Source organism: Streptomyces albireticuli, from assembly GCF_002192455.1.
GTDB classification, from domain to species: Bacteria; Actinomycetota; Actinomycetes; order Streptomycetales; family Streptomycetaceae; genus Streptomyces; species Streptomyces albireticuli_B.
In genome coordinates this window covers 4261398-4275825 of sequence record NZ_CP021744.1, presented here as the reverse complement: position 1 = coordinate 4275825, position 14428 = coordinate 4261398, and the positions used below count along the sequence as shown (strand labels likewise).

The following is a 14428-nucleotide window of genomic DNA, read 5'->3' as shown; positions in this document are numbered from 1 at the left end:
CACCGCGGTCACTACGGTCACCCTCACTGACTCACCGCCACGGAAAGTCGGGAGAGCCGCATGCGCTTGCGATCCATCGCCCTCACCGCCGTCACCGCCCTGGCCGTCTCGCTCGGGGTGGGCACGGCCACGGCCTCGCCAACGGCCGCGGCCGGGCCGCGGGCGGAGGCGGCGAAGTCCCCCGGGGACGTCGTCAGCTCCGCCCCCACCTCCTTCCACCCGCTGCCCGGCCAGCCGACGAACACCAAGGCCTGGCACGTCACCTACCGCTCCACCACCGCCAAGGGCACCCCGAACGTCGTCTCGGGCACCGTGATCGTGCCCCAGGACGGCAGAAAGGGCCCGCGCCCGCTCGTCACCTACGCCGTGGGTACCGTGGGCCTGGGCGACCAGTGCGCGCCGTCGGCCGGCTTCCCGTACGGCACGACGCTGGAGGCCAACCTCATCCAGCAGCTCACGCTGCGCGGCTGGGCGGTCGCCGTGACCGACTACGAGGGCCTGGGCACCCCCGGCGAGCACACGTACACCGTCGGCCGGGCCGAGGGCCACGCCGTCCTCGACGCGGCGCGCGCGGCGCTGCGGCTGCCGGAGGCGGGCCTGTCCAAGGACGCGCCCGTCGGCATCATGGGCTACTCGCAGGGCGGCCAGGCCACCAGCTGGGCCGCCGAGCTGCACGACTCCTACGCCCCCGAGCTCAACCTCAAGGGCACGGCCACCGGCGGCGTCCCCGCCGATCTCCTCAAGACGGCCGACTACAACAACGGCGGCATCGGCGCGGGCCTCGTCCTCATGGCGGCGGTCGGCCAGGACGCGGCCTACCCCGAGCTCGGCCTGGAGCGCTACCTCAACGACAAGGGCCGCTTCTTCGTCAACCTGATGCGCGAGCGCTGCGTGGGGGTCGAGGCGGTCGCCGGTCTCTTCAAGAAGATCTCCGACGTCACCGTCCGCAACCCGCTCTACGAGGCCGACTGGCAGCGCGTCCTGCGCTCCTCCGACCTCGGCCGGCACGCCCCGGACCGGCCGGTCTACCTCTACCACGGCGTCATCGACGAGCTGATCCCGTACGAGGTCGGCACCCGGCTGCGCGCCGACTGGTGCGCCAAGGACGCCACCGTGCAGTGGAAGTCCCTCCCCCTCGGCGAGCATGTCCTCGGCGTGATCACCGAATCGATCCCCGCCGCGAACTGGCTCGCGGACCGCTTCGCCGGCAAGCCGACGAGCGGCAACTGCCGGGCGTAGCCGACGCCCGGCCCCGTCGCGCGCCGCGTCACGCCCTCGGGGCGGCGACGCGGCGCGTCCACGTCATCCCCTCGGGGCGCCGGGCCGACGCCGGGCGGAGGCCGGACCGAGGCGCTGACGTCTGACCGGTTTCCGCCCCTCGGACTGACAACCGGGCCCTGACCTAGTCCTTACGGCCGGCCCCGCTCTGCCCTTTTTGCCGATACGTGTACCGATGTGCCCGAAATAACTTCTGTGGTGTCGGGTCGCCGCACGGGCGGCACACACGGACTCCGTCAGGAGATCAGAGCCATATGAACACCACCACTCGCACCGCACTCCGCACCGTCATGGCCACCACCGTTCTCGCAGGCGTCGTCGCGGTCCCCACCGCCGCGTTCGCCTCCGACGGGAGCCCGGCACCGGGCACGGCGGGCGGTGGCAGCGCGCGGCCGACGGCGGACGTACAGAAGGAAGAGAAGGACGAGAAGGGCGAGAAGAAGGCCGGACCCTCCCGCACGGTGACGCTCCGGGACGGCAAGTACGCCGTGATCACCAAGCTCACCGACGGCTCGTACAAGGCGGTCGTCACCGGTCCCGACGGCTTCGTCTTCGGCACCCTCACCGCCTCCTCGCCCTCCGTCACGCTCGACGGTGGCCTGAAGGTCACTCTTGACCGGAAGACCGGGAGGATCACCCAGACGACGGTCAGGAGCGGGAACGGCGAGGCGGCCCGGGACACCGGGACCGCGAAGACGGACGCCAAGAAGGACACCAAGGCCGACGTGAAGACCGACGGCGGCAAGAAGCTGCCCAAGGGCGGCGTCGCGGCGGGCGAGGCCCCCGCCTCCCGCCCGGACACCGACCCGGGTCTGGTCGGCGGGGCACTCGCCGCGGCCGGCGTCCTCGGCGGGGCGGGCCTGCTCGCCGCCCGGCGCCGCAAGGGTTCCGAGAGCTGAGGCCCGAGGGGGCTCCGGAGGGGACGGCCAGGGACGGCCGGGGCCGCCCGCCGGGGGGGCGGCGTACGGGCGGCGGACCGGCCGGCACCTGGCCGGCAGCCGGGTCGGCGGCAGACCGGCAGCGGACCGGCAGCGGCTACGAACGGGCGGGCGCCCAGCGCCGCCCGTTCGCCAGGTTCCCCAGCCCCGCCCACGCGAGGTTCATCAGCGTCTCGGCCGCCTCCCGGTCGGAGCGCCCGGAGCCGGTGAGCCCGTTCGACCACCCGGCCAGCGACTCCGCCGCGCCCACCAGCGCGTGGGCCAGCCCCGTGACCTCCTCGCCCGGCAGCGGCGCCGTGCAGCCGCCGTCCCGGGCCGTGTCGGCGATCAGCTGGGTGACGACGTCGACGAGCCGCTGCCGCAGGGCGGCCACCTCCAGCGCGAACGGCTCCCCGTGGCTGCGGGCCTGGCAGTGCAGGACCGCCCAGCCGTCGGGGTGGGCCGCGGTGTGGGCGAAGAAGGCCCGCAGCCCGTTCCACAGCCGCCGGTCGGCGGGGGCGGCGGGGTCGACGGCCGCCCGGACGGCCGTGATCAGGGCCTCGGCCTCGCGCCGTATGCAGGCGCTGAAGAGGTCTTCCTTCGAGTTCAGATAGAGATAGACCAGCGGCTTCGAGGCACCCGCCAGCTCGGCGATCTCGTCCATCGACGCCGTGCGGTAGCCGCGGCGCGCGAAGACCTCCACGGCGGCGTCGACCATCTGGCGTTCGCGCACCTCCCGCGGCATGCGCTTGATCCTGGCCTTCGGCTTGGGCCTGTCCTTCGTCATCGTCCCGGCCTCAGCAGCGTCAGTTCGTGCAGCATTCACGACAAACGTCCCTCCGCCCCCGCTACGTTACCGGCAGGTAATGTTACGGGGAGGAGGGACGTCGGGGAGTGAGGTTCAGGCCGAACCGGCCCGACCGCAAGGATCAGGCCAGTCCGCGCCGGGCCGCGGGGGTGTCCGTCAGGCCGCGGCGGCGGTCGCCGGGACCGGCTCCAGCGGGGACGAGGTCGCCGCGTCGTACGCCTTGCGGTCCAGGATGCCCTCGCGGGCCGAGACCAGGATCGGCACGACGGACTGGCCGGCGACATTGGTCGCGGTGCGCATCATGTCCACGATCGGGTCGATGGCCAGCAGCAGGCCCACGCCCGCCATCGGCAGGCCCAGCGTGGAGAGCGTCAGGGTCAGCATCACCGTGGCACCGGTCAGACCGGCGGTGGCGGCGGAGCCGATGACCGAGACGAAGGCGATCAGGACGTAGTCCCGGATCTCCAGGTGCACGTCGAAGACCTGCGCGACGAAGATCGCGGCGATCGCGGGGTAGATCGAGGCGCAGCCGTCCATCTTGGTCGTGGAGCCGAAGGGCACCGCGAAGGACGCGTACTCCTTCGGGACGCCGAGGCGCTCGGTGACCTTCTGCGTCAGCGGCATCGTGCCCACGGAGGAGCGGGAGACGAAGGCCAGCTGAATGGCGGGCCAGGCGCCCTTGAAGAACTGGAGCGGGTTCACCTTGGCGACCGTGGACAGCAGCAGCGGGTAGACACCGAACATCACGATGGCGCAGCCGACGTAGATGTCCGCGGTGAAGGTCGCGTACTTGCCGATCAGGTCCCAGCCGTAGGTGGCGATGGCCGTGCCGACCAGGCCCAGGCTGCCCAGCGGGGCGAGCCGGATGACCCACCACAGGACCTTCTGGAGCAGCTCCAGGGCGGCCTGGCTGAGGTCGAGGACGGGCTTGGCCTTGTCGCCGACCTGGAGGATGGCGATGCCCGCGGCGGCGGCCATGAAGACGATCTGGAGGACGTTCAGCTCGGTGAACGGCGTGATGACGTCGGTGGGGACGATCCCGGTCAGGAAGTCCAGCCACGAGCCGTGCTTCTTGGGCTCCTTGCCGTCGGCCGCGGTGAGGCCGGTGCCCGAACCCGGGTCGGTGAGCAGGCCGATGGCGAGACCGATGACCACCGCGATCAGCGAGGTGATCATGAACCACATCAGGGTGCGGGTGGCCAGTCGCGCGGCGTTGGAGACGTTCCGCAGGTTGGTGATCGACACCATGATGGCGAAGAAGACCAGCGGCGCGATCACGACCATCAGCAGCTGGACGAAGACGCTGCCGATCTTGTCGAGGGTGACCTCGAGCCAGTGGACGTCACCGCTCTTGGCGACCCAGCCGAGCAGGGCGCCGAGCACGAGGCCGAGCAGGATCTGGGCCCAGAACGGGACCTTGGGTATGCGCCCGCGCAGGGACGCCGGGGAGGACGTGGGCGTAGATGGCAACGGAAACTCCGGGGACTTAAGTCAGAAAAAGGGCGTAACGCGCCAGGGAGGAGGTCCGTACTCCCCCGGCTCACGCCGGGAGGTGCCCCCAAGGTTCTGGCCGCGGGCGACATAGGTCAGCGGCGGCAACAGGCCGCGGAGACGCAGCGGCAAAGATCGACGTGCAGGCGCGCCACGAGCACGTGGCTCGTGAGGGATCGCTGCGCTGCTGCTGTCTTCATGTCCAATACGTTAACACTCGAACTTTGAGGGACTCAAAGCTCTTCTTTGGGAAGTTGTGGACTCCTGGGGTCCGGTAAGCCGCCCGGGAACGCCAACGCCCCGCCGTGGAGCGGTAGCTCCACGACGGGGCGGCGAATCGGTGTGACGAGGGTTACACCCCGTCCTCCTGACCGTTGCTGGCGGCCATCCGGGCCTTCGCGCGGTCGACGCGCTCCACGATCTGCTCGGACATCGCGTCGCGCTGCTTGCGCAGCAGGACCCAGCTGAGCGGCGCGGAGAGGATCAGCGCGAGCAGCACCATCCAGACCACGTTCGAGCCGTTGGCGCCGAACGGGATGACGTGCCAGTAGCAGAGCACCCACACGACGGCGAAGCACGCGACGAGCAGGCCGACACGCGAGGCGGTGTAGCGGAGCGAGGCGAACTTCTGGCTACTCACGGACAGGACCTTCTTCTCAACGGCAACCGAAAGGGTCGCTTCCAGTCAAGCACGACCCGGGGACACGGGTCACACCCGCATCGCCTGCGGCGATTCGCGCAGCGAGGCGTCCGGGCCCGGGTACTCACGGATGATCTCGTAGCGCGTGTTGCGCTCGACCGGCCGGAAGCCCGCGTCGCGGATGAGTTCCAGCAGGTCGTCGCGGGTCAGCTTGTTGGGCGTGCCGTAGTTGTCCGCGTCGTGCGTGATCTTGTACTCGACGACCGAGCCGTCCATGTCGTCCGCGCCGTGCTGGAGGGCGAGCTGGGCGGTCTGCACGCCGTGCATCACCCAGAACACCTTGACGTGCGGGACGTTGTCGAAGAGCAGCCGGGAGACCGCGAAGGTCTTCAGCGCCTCGGCGCCGGTGGCCATGGAGGTCCGCGCCTGGAGGCGGTTGCGGACCTTGCCGTCCTTCATGTCCACGAAGTCGTGCTGGTAGCGCAGCGGGATGAAGACGTGGAAGCCGCCGGTCTCGTCCTGGAGCTCGCGCAGGCGCAGCACGTGGTCCACGCGGTGGCGCGGCTCCTCGATGTGCCCGTAGAGCATGGTGCAGGGGCCCTTGAGGCCCTTGCTGTGCGCGAGGCGGTGGATGCGCGACCAGTCCTCCCAGTGGGTGTCGTGGTCGACGATGTGCTGGCGGACCTCCCAGTCGAAGATCTCCGCGCCGCCACCGGTCAGGGACTCCAGACCGGCGTCGATCAGCTCGTCGAGGATCTCGTCGGCGGGCAGCCCGGAGATCTTCTCGAAGTGCTGGATCTCGGTGGCGGTGAACGCCTTCAGGGAGACGTTCGGCAGCGCCTCCTTGAGGGCCTTCAGCGAGCGCGGATAGTAGCGCCACGGCAGGGTCGGGTGCAGGCCGTTGACGATGTGCAGCTCGGTGAGGTTCTCGTTCTCCATCGCCTTGGCGAGGCGGACGGCCTCCTCGATGCGCATCGTGTACGCGTCCTTCTCGCCCGGCTTGCGCTGGAACGAGCAGTACGCGCACGACGCGGTGCACACGTTCGTCATGTTGAGGTGACGGTTGACGTTGAAGTGGACGACGTCACCGTTCTTCCGCGTGCGGACGTGGTGCGCGAGACCGCCCAGCCACGCCAGGTCGTCGGACTCGTAGAGGGCGATGCCGTCCTCACGGGTCAGCCGTTCCCCGGCGAAGACCTTGTCCTCCAGCTCACGCTTGAGCCCAGCGTCCATTGCGTCCGCCTCTCCCATACATCCGCTTCTGCAACCTTGTCGAGCCTACGCCTAGCCGGCGGCCCCGCCCCGCCCGGACCCCCCGTCCCGCTCAGACCTCCTCGGGCAGCTCCCCGACCCGGTTCTCCCACTTCGTCGACAGCACGATCGTCGTACGGGTCCGGCTCACGCCCTTGGTCCCCGACAGCCGGCGGATCGTCCGCTCCAGGCCGTCCACGTCACCGACGCGCACCTTGAGCATGTACGAGTCGTCGCCCGCGATGAACCAGCAGTCCTCGATCTCCTCGAGGTCGCGCAGCCGCCGCGCCACGTCCTCGTGGTCGGCCGCGTCGGAGAGCTGGATGCCGATGAGCGCCGTGACGCCGAGGCCGAGCGAGGCGGCGTTGACGGTCGCGCGGTAGCCGGTGATCACACCGGCCGCCTCCAGGCGGTTGATCCGGTCCGTGACGCTCGGCCCGGAGAGGCCCACGAGCCGGCCCAGCTCCGCGTACGAGGCCCGGCCGTTCTCCCGCAGGGCCTGGATGAGCTGCCTGTCCACCGCGTCCATAACCTGGCACCTTTCAATAATCAGCGAACTCGCCGCTTTACATGTAGAATCTAAGGCATGCAGGGGTTCACGACCTGTGAATCTCTCTTCAGATCCCTAGATCAACGACGATCCTTCAGGAGTGATCTTCCCCGTGTACACGATCGAGATGGCCTACGCCCGTATGCGCGAGCTACAGGACCTGGCCAACCGCTCGGGTGCCCACCAGCCCGCCACCACCGAGCGCCAGGCCCCGAAGGCCAAGGCGGACCGCGCCGGCCGCGGCCGCAAGCGCTGACCCTCACCCCGGGGAGCGAGCTTCACCCAGCTCCCCTCTCCACCGGCGGTAGAGCTGGTGCGGCACACCCGCCGCGTCCAGCACCCGCCCGGCGACGAAGTCCACGAGATCCTGGATGTGCGTCGCACCCGCGTAGAACGCCGGAGAGGCGGGCAGCACCACGGCGCCCGCCTCGTCCAGCGCCACCAGCTGCTTGAGCGTCTGGCCGCTCAGCGGGGTCTCCCGCACCGCGACCACCAGGGGGCGGCGCTCCTTGAGCGTCACGCTCGCCACCCGCTGGAGCAGGTCCTTCGACAGCCCCAGCGCCACCCCGGCCACACAGGCCGTGCTCGCCGGGACGATCAGCATCCCCTTGGCGGGGTACGAACCGGACGACGGCCCGGCCGCGAGGTCACCGGCCGCCCAGTACCGCACGTCCGCGAGGGCCGGGTCCGCCACCTCCGCGCCGAAGGTGTGCGGCTTGCCGTCGGCGCCCCGCTCCAGCCAGCTCCGCAGGTCCTCGCGCCAGTGGGCGTCCCGGAAGGAGATCCCGGTCTCGTCCAGCAGCGTGAGCCGCGAGGCCCGGCTGACCACCAGGTCCACGGCCTCACCGGCGGCCAGCAGCCCCCGCACCACGGCCGCCGCGTACGGCGTCCCGGACGCGCCGGAGACACCGACCACCCAAGGCCGGCGTTCCTGACGTTGCGTTACGTGTTCGTACGGCTCCACGGCTCCGAGCCTAGCCGCAGGTGCCGGGCGCTCCCCGCCGCAGTCCTGGCCCGGGAATCCGGCGGGAAAGTCCTTTGACATGATTATTCGGACTGGATTCAGTTGTCTTATCGGCCGTCCCACCCGGCGGCCCTCACACGGGGAGCTCATCATCCACAGGAAGCGCAAGGTTCTCGCCGCAGTCGGCTGCGTGGCCGTTCTCACCGCCGGTACGGCGGCCTGCGACGGAGGGGACGCGAACCTCAGCCCGGACGCCAAGGTCAAGCAGGCGTTCGACAAGCTCGGCCGGCAGAAGTCGCTGAGCGCGGAGATAGGCTTCAACGCGAGCGCCGACCAGATCTTCGCCGCGATGAAGGACCAGAAGGACTTCAAGCGCGAGCACGCCGACATGCTGGCGGACCTGCGCCTCTCCTACTCCCTCAGCTACGACAAGCCGCTCAAGGACGTCGAGTCCGAGGACGAGAACGGCGAGGGCTCCGTCGCCCTGGGCAGCAAGGACGGCAAGCCGCTGGTCGAGATCCGCGCCTTCGGCGCGGACAAGGTCTACCTCCGCGGTGACCTCAAGGGCATCGGCGACCTGGCCGCCAAGGTCGACAAGAAGGGCCCCGGCAAGTCCACCGGTCGCCCCGACTTCGACGAGCTGGCCAAGAAGGCCGACACGCTGCCGTCCTCCATGGACTCCGTCAAGGGCGCCCTCAAGGGCGAGTGGGTCGCGATGGACACGAAGTCCTTCGAGGCCTTCAGCAAGGCCAACGGCAAGTCCGACGACAAGCCCAAGCTCGACCCGAAGGACCAGAAGCAGCTCTTCGACGCGCTTCAGAAGTCCCTCGACGGCAACGCGACCTACAAGGACGCGGGCAAGAAGAACGGCGCCGACCACGTCAAGGTCACCGTCCCGGCGAAGAAGTTCGCCGACGACCTCAACAAGAGCCTCAAGCCGCTCCAGGACAAGCTGGGCAGCAAGGGCAAGTCCGACAAGGTCGACGGCGACCTGGACAAGCTCAAGAACAAGGACGTGACCCTCGACGTCGCCGTGCGCGACGGCATGGTCTCCGCCCTGACCGTCGACCTCGCTCAGCTCGACGACGAGGTCAAGGGCGAGCTGCCGCTGACCCTCGGCATCAAGGGCGGCGCGGGCAAGGTCCAGGCCCCGGCCGGCGCCAAGGAGCTCAAGCCGCAGGACCTGATCGGCGCGGGCATGCTGCTCTTCAGCGACAAGCTCGGCGGCGGCAAGGACTCGGACATGGGGATCTGATCCCCGGCCCGGCCTGCTGAACGCAACGAAAAAGGGCGGCCCCTCCGTCGAGGAGGGGCCGCCCTTCGGCGTACGTACGGGCCGGCGTCAGACCGTCAGGCCCCGCACCAGCAGGTCCAGCAGCGCGCACACGAAAAGGGCAATTCCGATGAAGCTGTTGACGCTGAAGAATGCCCGGTTCAGGCGGGACAGGTCGTGCGGCTTGACGATCGTGTGCTCGTAGACGAACGCCACCGCGACCACCGCCAGGCCCACCCAGAAGAACACCCCGGCGTCCGTGGCCAGCGCGTACCAGACCAGCAGGGCCGTGGTGACGGCGTGGCAGGCGCGGGCGCCGTGCAGCGCGGCCGGGACGCCGAAGCGGGCCGGCGTGGACTTCACCCCGTGCGCCCGGTCGGCGATCACGTCCTGGCAGGCGAAGATCAGGTCGAAGCCGCCGATCCAGACGCCCACGGCCAGGCCGAGGATCACCGCGTCCCACGACCACGTACCCGTGATCGCCAGCCACGCGCCGACCGGGCCCATCGCCTGGGCCAGGCCGAGGATCGCGTGCGGGAAGTTGGTGAACCGTTTCCCGTACGGGTAGACGACCATCGGCACGACGGCGATCGGGGCCAGCGCCAGGCACAGCGGGTTGAGCAGCGCGGCCGCGCCCAGGAAGAGCACGACGGCGATCAGCGCGCCGGTCCAGGCCGAGCGCACCGACACGGCGCCGGTGACCAGCTCGCGGCCCGCCGTCCGCGGGTTACGGGCGTCGATCTCCCGGTCGATGATGCGGTTGCAGGCCATCGCGAACGTCCGCAGGCCCACCATGGCGACGGTCACCAGCAGCAGCCGCAGCCAGTGGATGTCGCCGTACTCCTGGAACATCGCCGTGAACGAGGCGATGTAGGCGAAGGGCAGCGCGAAGATCGAGTGCTCGATCAGCACGAGGCGCAGGAAGGCCCGGATTTTGCCCCCGGCGGGGGCGGGGCCGGGTCCGAGGACCCCTTCGGCGGTGGAGGTCACAGCCCGCACCCCGGTTCGCTCCGGCGGCCGCGGGGGAACCCCGCACCGTCCACGGTCATCGGCCCACGGGTCACAGCCCGTACTCCTTCCAGCGCTTCGTCACCCGATCGGCGACTTCCGGATCCGACTCGACCATCCGCGGCCAGCCGCCGTCCCGGGTGTAGCCCTCCTCGGGCCACTTCGCCGTCGCGTCGATGCCCGCCTTGCCGCCCCAGAACTGCTGGTACGACGCGTGGTCGAGGTGGTCGACCGGACCCTCCACGACCGTGAGGTCGCGGGCGTAGTCCGTGTTGCCCAGGGCGCGCCAGGAGACCTCGTGGAGGTCGTGGACGTCGCAGTCGCTGTCCACCACGATGATCAGCTTGGTCAGCGACATCATGTGGGCGCCCCAGATGGCGTGCATGACCTTCTGGGCGTGCTTGGGGTACTTCTTGTCGATCGAGACGATCGCGCAGTTGTGGAAGCCGCCGGACTCCGGCAGGTGGTAGTCCACGATGTCCGGCACGATGATCTTCAGCAGGGGCAGGAAGAAACGCTCCGTCGCCCGGCCGAGCGGCCCGTCCTCCGTCGGCGGCCGGCCCACCACGATCGACTGGAGCAGCGGGCGCCGCCGCATCGTCACACAGTCGACGCGCAGGGCCGGGAAGGGCTCCTGCGGGGTGTAGAAGCCCGTGTGGTCGCCGAAGGGGCCCTCCGGGAGCATCTCGCCGGGCTCCAGCCAGCCCTCCAGGACGACCTCCGCGTTGGCGGGGACCTGGAGCGGCACCGTCTTGCAGTCGACCATCTCGACGCGCTTGCCGGAGACGAAGCCCGCGAAGAGGTACTCGTCGATGTCGCCGGGGAGCGGGGCGGTCGAGGCGTAGGTGACGGCCGGGGGGCAGCCGAAGGCGATCGCGACGGGCAGCTTCTCCCCGCGCTTGGCGGCCACCTGGTAGTGGTTCCGGCTGTCCTTGTGGATCTGCCAGTGCATCCCGATGGTGCGCTTGTCGTGCCGCTGGAGGCGGTAGAGGCCGAGGTTGCGGACGCCGGTCTCGGGGTGCTTGGTGTGGGTGAGGCCGAGGTTGAAGAAGGAGCCGCCGTCCTCGGGCCAGGTGAAGAGCGCGGGCAGCTGGTCGAGGTCGACGTCGTCGCCGGTGAGGACCACGTCCTGGACCGGGGCGCTGTCGGACTTCACCTTCCGCGGCGGCACGTGCGCCACCGAGCCCAGCTTGCCGAAGGCCTCGCGGATGCCGACGAAGCCCTGCGGCAGCTCGGGCTTGAGCAGTCCGCCGATCTTCTCGCTGATCTCGTCGTAGGACTTCAGGCCGAGCGCCTTGAGCAGCCGGCGGTCGGTGCCGAAGACGTTCATGGCCAGCGGCATGGCCGCGCCCTTGACGTTCTCGAAGAGCAGCGCGGGCCCACCCGCTTTGTTCACTCTGTCGACGATCTCCCCGATTTCCAGGTACGGGTCGACTTCGGCCTTGATGCGCTTGAGGTCGCCGTCGCGTTCCAGCGCCCGGAGGAACGAGCGGAGATCGTCGTAAGCCATGCGTTCCAGTATCAAGCACGCACTACCCTGGACCGGTATCGGGGCCGCCCAGCGGCCCGTACCGCCGCACCGGGGAGTCCGCCACCATGCTCAGGTATCTGCCGTTCCTGCTGATCCTGGCGTTGTGGATCTATGCCTTCATCGACTGCCTGAACACCCCGGAGAAGGAGGTCCGCGGCCTGCCGAAGATCGCCTGGGTGTTTGTGATCCTGCTCTTCGGCGAGGTGCTGATCGGGCCCGTCGCCTGGCTGATCGCGGGGCGGCCGCGGGCCGCGGCGGGCGGCCGGGGCACGGCCGGCGGGCAGCGGTGGGTCGCGCCCGACGACAACCCCGAGTTCCTCAGGTCCCTCAAGCGGGACCAGGACGGCGGCACCGGCGGCCCTCAGGGCGAGGCCCCGCCCGCCGCCTGAGCGGCCACCGGTCACCCCTGTTCGCCTGCCCACCGTCCGGGGGACGGGCGCCGGCGCACGACCGGCCGTCCGGCGTAGCCGGGCGTCCCCCGATCGGGTAGCTCCACGGCGGGCACCGGGCGCGCCCCTCGCCCAACTGCCGCACCTCCACAGCCCTTTGATGCATCGTTCACGCATTCTCCCCTGTCCCGTGCACGGGCGTGACGGAAGAGTCCTGCGGGCAAGACTGAGGCCCCACGCGACTCCAGGGAGAGGGGCACGCATGCCCGACATGACCCGACGCAGACTCCTCGGCACGGCGGCGGGCGCGGTCGGCGGCGCCGCGGCACTGTCACTGCTGCCGCCCAGCGTGCGCCGGGCCGTCGCCGCCGGCCCGGCCCGCAGCGGCTCGCTGAGCGACATCGAACACGTGGTCCTGCTGATGCAGGAGAACCGCTCCTTCGACCACTACTTCGGCACCCTCAAGGGCGTCCGGGGCTTCTCCGACCCGGACGCCCTGACCCTGCCGGACGGCCGCTCCGTCTTCCACCAGCCGGACGAGGTGAACCCGGCGGGCTACCTGCTCCCGTTCCACCTCGACACCCGGCGCAGCAGCGCCCAGGCCATCCCGTCCACCAGCCACGCCTGGTCGGTGCAGCACGAGGCGTGGAACCGCGGCCGGATGGACCGCTGGCTGCCCGCGCACCGCAAGGCCGACGGCGCGAACGGCCCGTACGTGATGGGCTACCACACCCGCGAGGACATCCCCTTCCAGTTCGCCCTCGCCGAGGCGTTCACCCTCTGCGACAACTACTTCTGCTCGGTCTTCGGCCCCACCTGGCCCAACCGGCTCTACTGGATGACCGGCACCATCGACGCCGGCGGCACCCGGGGCGGCCCGGTCGTCGACAACCTCGCCCCCAAGCCGTACCGCTGGACCACCTACGCCGAGCGGCTCCAGGCCAAGGGCGTCAGCTGGCGCGTCTACCAGCAGCAGGACAACTACGGCTGCAACATGCTGGAGCAGTTCCAGGCCTTCAAGGAGGCCCGGCCGGGCGACCCGCTGTACGAGCGCGGCATGCGCCGGCTGCCCGAGGGCACCTTCGAGGAGGACGCCCGGAACGACCGGCTCCCGGCCGTCTCCTGGATCATCCCCACGGCGGCCGAGTCCGAGCACCCCCGGCACCTGCCGGCGGCGGGCGCCGACTTCGTCGCGAGGAAGATCGGGGCCATCGCCGACAACCCGGACGTCTGGCGGAAGACCGTCTTCATCCTGAACTACGACGAGAACGACGGCCTCTTCGACCACGTGCCGCCGCCGGTGCCCCCGGCGGGCACGGCGGACGAGTTCGTGAAGGGGCTGCCGATCGGCGCCGGCTTCCGGGTGCCGTGCCTGATCGTCTCGCCGTGGACGGTCGGTGGCTGGGCCGCCGGCGACCCCTTCGACCACACCTCCGTGCTCCGCTTCCTGGAGCGCTGGACGGGCGTCGAGGAGCCCAACATCAGCGACTGGCGGCGCTCCGCCTTCGGCGACCTGACCTCGGCCTTCGGCTTCTCCGGCACCCGGGCGGCGCCGCCCGCGCTGCCCCGGGACACGGGCCCCCGGCTGGAGCAGGCGCGGCGGGACGTCGCGAGCCTGCCCAAGCCGAAGCTGCCCGGGGCGGCGCAGGAGTTCCCGGTCCAGGAGGCGGGGACGCGCCCGCGAAGGTGAGGCGGGACCCCGGGACGGCCCGTACGGCGCGGCCCTACGAGCCCCTCAGCTCGTACTCCGCCCGCAGCTTGCGCCACCGCTCCAGCGTCCACCCCGACCAGTCCGCGGGCCGGCCCGCCAGGGCCTCCAGCAGGTACTCGAAGTGGTGGTGCCAGCCCGCCAGGCAGTCCAGACGGACGCTCTCGGAGCAGGCCAGCTCGTTGGTGAAGTGCAGCAGCGTCCCGCCGACGCTGTGCGGCGCGGGCTCCAGCTCGAAGCGGATCCGGCCGTGGATCTCGACGGTGTACTCGGCGACCCTCCGGGGCTGCCAGGCGGTCACCCGGCCGGGCGCGACCGTGGCGTGGCCCTCGGGGTCGGTGTTGAGCCAGCGCAGCGTGATGGCGCCGCCCTCGCGCTGTTCGAAGGGGTCGGCGGCGGCCAGCCAGGACGGCAGGCCCTCGGGGGTCGCGACGGCCTGCCAGACCTCCGCGACGGGGAAGGGCACCGACAGCTCGTAGCGGAGCAGGTGGTCGTCGGCGCCCCGCTTCTCGGACCGGCCGTACAGGGAGGGCATCTCCATGGGTCCAGCTCTATCACCGAGGCCCGCCTCCCGCGCGGCGGGAGACGGGCCCGGAGGGCGGCGCGAGGGCCGTACGGGT

15 protein-coding genes are annotated in these 14428 nt (G+C 70.7%); 6 read left to right on the top strand and 9 right to left on the bottom strand.

Translation table 11 applies throughout. The features are described 5' to 3' along the window. Positions 1 to 60: 60 nt before the first annotated feature. Both SMD11_RS18465 and SMD11_RS18460 read left to right on the top strand, forming a co-directional pair. Positions 61 to 1239, top strand: coding sequence for a lipase family protein (locus SMD11_RS18465; protein ID WP_087927495.1), 1179 nt, complete (start codon positions 61 to 63; stop codon positions 1237 to 1239). Positions 1240 to 1532: 293 nt separating this feature from the next. After that, positions 1533 to 2177, top strand: coding sequence for a hypothetical protein (locus SMD11_RS18460; RefSeq protein ID WP_087927494.1), 645 nt, complete (start codon positions 1533 to 1535; stop codon positions 2175 to 2177). A gap of 136 nt (positions 2178 to 2313) precedes the next feature. Here SMD11_RS18460 and SMD11_RS18455 read toward each other — a convergent pair whose 3' ends face one another. The 5 genes from SMD11_RS18455 to SMD11_RS18435 form a co-directional block, all read right to left on the bottom strand. Then, positions 2314 to 2982, bottom strand: a complete 669-nt coding sequence (locus SMD11_RS18455; RefSeq protein WP_234366084.1) for a TetR/AcrR family transcriptional regulator — start codon at positions 2980 to 2982, stop codon at positions 2314 to 2316. Between the two features lie 177 nt (positions 2983 to 3159). After that, positions 3160 to 4473: a dicarboxylate/amino acid:cation symporter gene (locus tag SMD11_RS18450; RefSeq protein ID WP_087927493.1), complete on the bottom strand. Its 1314-nt coding sequence runs from the start codon at positions 4471 to 4473 to the stop codon at positions 3160 to 3162. A 373-nt stretch (positions 4474 to 4846) separates the two neighbouring features. After that, on the bottom strand, positions 4847 to 5134 hold the full coding sequence (locus SMD11_RS18445; protein WP_087927492.1) for a DUF4229 domain-containing protein: 288 nt from the start codon (positions 5132 to 5134) through the stop codon (positions 4847 to 4849). Positions 5135 to 5203: 69 nt separating this feature from the next. Then, positions 5204 to 6367 carry an aminofutalosine synthase MqnE gene (mqnE, locus tag SMD11_RS18440; RefSeq protein ID WP_087927491.1) on the bottom strand — a complete coding sequence of 388 codons (1164 nt, stop codon included), beginning with the start codon at positions 6365 to 6367 and terminating at the stop codon, positions 5204 to 5206. Between the two features lie 91 nt (positions 6368 to 6458). Then, positions 6459 to 6914, bottom strand: coding sequence for an Lrp/AsnC family transcriptional regulator (locus tag SMD11_RS18435; protein ID WP_087927490.1), 456 nt, complete (start codon positions 6912 to 6914; stop codon positions 6459 to 6461). Between the two features lie 121 nt (positions 6915 to 7035). Between SMD11_RS18435 and SMD11_RS35480 the strand changes: the two genes are divergently transcribed. Then, entirely contained in the window at positions 7036 to 7191 is a 156-nt protein-coding gene (locus SMD11_RS35480; protein ID WP_159395319.1) for a hypothetical protein, read from the top strand. 3 nt (positions 7192 to 7194) lie between these two features. Here SMD11_RS35480 and SMD11_RS18430 read toward each other — a convergent pair whose 3' ends face one another. Next, positions 7195 to 7851, bottom strand: a complete 657-nt coding sequence (locus SMD11_RS18430) for a UbiX family flavin prenyltransferase (protein WP_234366083.1) — start codon at positions 7849 to 7851, stop codon at positions 7195 to 7197. Positions 7852 to 8089: 238 nt separating this feature from the next. Between SMD11_RS18430 and SMD11_RS18425 the strand changes: the two genes are divergently transcribed. Then, complete coding sequence (locus SMD11_RS18425; protein WP_087927488.1) at positions 8090 to 9154, top strand: hypothetical protein; 1065 nt, start codon at positions 8090 to 8092, stop codon at positions 9152 to 9154. An 87-nt stretch (positions 9155 to 9241) separates the two neighbouring features. On the opposite strand, the gene mqnP is transcribed toward SMD11_RS18425, so the two are convergent. Both mqnP and SMD11_RS18415 read right to left on the bottom strand, forming a co-directional pair. Next, complete coding sequence (gene mqnP / locus SMD11_RS18420; protein ID WP_087927487.1) at positions 9242 to 10162, bottom strand: menaquinone biosynthesis prenyltransferase MqnP; 921 nt, start codon at positions 10160 to 10162, stop codon at positions 9242 to 9244. 70 nt (positions 10163 to 10232) lie between these two features. After that, positions 10233 to 11690 carry a menaquinone biosynthesis decarboxylase gene (locus SMD11_RS18415; protein WP_087927486.1) on the bottom strand — a complete coding sequence of 486 codons (1458 nt, stop codon included), beginning with the start codon at positions 11688 to 11690 and terminating at the stop codon, positions 10233 to 10235. An 86-nt stretch (positions 11691 to 11776) separates the two neighbouring features. Here SMD11_RS18415 and SMD11_RS18410 point away from each other — a divergent pair, with 86 nt between their 5' ends. Both SMD11_RS18410 and SMD11_RS18405 read left to right on the top strand, forming a co-directional pair. Next, positions 11777 to 12100, top strand: coding sequence for a PLD nuclease N-terminal domain-containing protein (locus SMD11_RS18410; protein WP_087927485.1), 324 nt, complete (start codon positions 11777 to 11779; stop codon positions 12098 to 12100). A 262-nt stretch (positions 12101 to 12362) separates the two neighbouring features. After that, entirely contained in the window at positions 12363 to 13790 is a 1428-nt protein-coding gene (locus SMD11_RS18405; RefSeq protein ID WP_087927484.1) for an alkaline phosphatase family protein, read from the top strand. Positions 13791 to 13824: 34 nt separating this feature from the next. Here SMD11_RS18405 and SMD11_RS18400 read toward each other — a convergent pair whose 3' ends face one another. Further along, positions 13825 to 14349, bottom strand: a complete 525-nt coding sequence (locus SMD11_RS18400) for an SRPBCC domain-containing protein (RefSeq protein WP_087927483.1) — start codon at positions 14347 to 14349, stop codon at positions 13825 to 13827. Between the last annotated feature and the right edge of the window lie 79 nt (positions 14350 to 14428).

What these genes read in the sequence shown, in the direction of transcription:
- SMD11_RS18465 (WP_087927495.1), top strand. Translation starts at nt 61, where the DNA reads ATGCGCTTGCGATCCATCGCCCTCACCGCCGTCACCGCCCTGGCCGTC.
- SMD11_RS18460 (WP_087927494.1), top strand. Translation starts at nt 1,533, where the DNA reads ATGAACACCACCACTCGCACCGCACTCCGCACCGTCATGGCCACCACC.
- mqnE (WP_087927491.1), bottom strand. Translation starts at nt 6,367, where the DNA reads ATGGACGCTGGGCTCAAGCGTGAGCTGGAGGACAAGGTCTTCGCCGGG.
- SMD11_RS18405 (WP_087927484.1), top strand. Translation starts at nt 12,363, where the DNA reads ATGCCCGACATGACCCGACGCAGACTCCTCGGCACGGCGGCGGGCGCG.
- SMD11_RS18435 (WP_087927490.1), bottom strand. Translation starts at nt 6,914, where the DNA reads ATGGACGCGGTGGACAGGCAGCTCATCCAGGCCCTGCGGGAGAACGGC.
- SMD11_RS18400 (WP_087927483.1), bottom strand. Translation starts at nt 14,349, where the DNA reads ATGGAGATGCCCTCCCTGTACGGCCGGTCCGAGAAGCGGGGCGCCGAC.
- SMD11_RS18410 (WP_087927485.1), top strand. Translation starts at nt 11,777, where the DNA reads ATGCTCAGGTATCTGCCGTTCCTGCTGATCCTGGCGTTGTGGATCTAT.
- SMD11_RS18455 (WP_234366084.1), bottom strand. Translation starts at nt 2,982, where the DNA reads ATGACGAAGGACAGGCCCAAGCCGAAGGCCAGGATCAAGCGCATGCCG.
- SMD11_RS18415 (WP_087927486.1), bottom strand. Translation starts at nt 11,690, where the DNA reads ATGGCTTACGACGATCTCCGCTCGTTCCTCCGGGCGCTGGAACGCGAC.